The sequence below is a fragment of the Mesorhizobium sp. M2A.F.Ca.ET.067.02.1.1 genome (assembly GCF_004023285.1).
Classification (GTDB): Bacteria; Pseudomonadota; Alphaproteobacteria; order Rhizobiales; family Rhizobiaceae; genus Mesorhizobium.
In genome coordinates this window covers 1-1,208 of record NZ_RZSB01001155.1, presented here as the reverse complement: position 1 = coordinate 1,208, position 1,208 = coordinate 1, and the positions used below count along the sequence as shown (strand labels likewise).

Below are 1,208 nucleotides of genomic sequence, written 5' to 3'. Positions count from 1 at the left end.
TCCGCGCACCGCGCCAGGGCACCCTCGATGTCGCGGTCCGCATAGGCTTTGTAGAGATTGCTGACGATTTCCACTGCACGCATGGCCCGTCCCCTCCATGGTTGAGCAATTCAGCATGCGCTTTTTTTAGCAGATGGAAAAGTATCGCCGGGCCGGCGGCGACGGCCCGGCGGGTGTATCGTCTCTCAGTTCGGCGTTTCGGCGACGGAGCGGAAGAACGCTTCCGGGTCGTCGACCTCGGTCAGCCGCCGCTTCTCGATCAGCCAGAAGCGGTTGCCGACGGCGCGGATGAAGGAGCGGTCGTGCGAGGCAAGCAGACAGCTTGCCTGATGCTTCAGCAACTCGTCCTCCAATGCTTCCTGGCCATCGATGTCGAGATGGTTGGTCGGCTCGTCGAGCAGATAGAAATTGGGGTTGGTCAGCCGCAATACCAGCATCATCAGTCTCGACCGCTGCCCGCCCGACAAGGCGCCGATCTTTTTGTCCTGCATCTCGATGACGACGCCGGCGCCGGCAAGGAGCGAACGCGCCCGCTGCTCGCCGATCTCGAACCGGCGCGAGACCATTGCCAGCGGCGTGTCTTCGCCATTGATGCCCGACAGCGCCTGGTCGCTGTAGCCGAGCACGGTCGACGGCGTCACCTTGATGTTCGCAATCGAGCCGGGTTCGGCAATGGCGTTGCGGATCATGGCGATGAAGCGCGTCTTGCCGACGCCGTTGCGGCCGAGCAGCACGATGCGATCGTCCTGGCAGATATGGCGCTTCCCGGTCCTGAATAGCAGTGTGCCATCAGGCGTTTCGACCGCCGCGTCCTCCAGCGTGATCAGCACCTTGGCGTGGGTGCCGCGGTTCGCCAGCCTGATCGCGCCGGCCGAGCGCTCGCGATGCGCTTGTACGGCGGCATCCTCCAGCTTCTCTGCCCGCTCCTTCAACTGCTTGGTCTTCACCGTCAAAAGGTCGCTGCCTGAATTGATGCCGATGTTGTTCAGCTTGGCGGCTTGCTTGCGCAGCTGCTGGGCGATCTTCATGTCGCGCTCGAACTTGCGCGCCATCGAGGCGTCGAGCTCGTCGAGCGCATGCCTGGCGCGTGAATAGGGCAGAGCGAACACCGGCGACTCTTCGGGACGCAGGAACAGCGTGCGGTTGGTGACAGCGTCGAGGAAAGCGCGGTCATGGCTGGCGACGATCACAGGCACGTCGGGCGGCAG

Annotated in this window: 1 protein-coding gene; it reads right to left on the bottom strand. The window is 63.6% G+C overall.

What is annotated here, in order from left to right:
- Positions 1-185: 185 nt before the first annotated feature.
- A partial coding sequence (locus EOA28_RS36325) for an ATP-binding cassette domain-containing protein (protein ID WP_148671132.1) occupies positions 186-1,208 on the bottom strand: 1,023 nt, incomplete at its 5' end.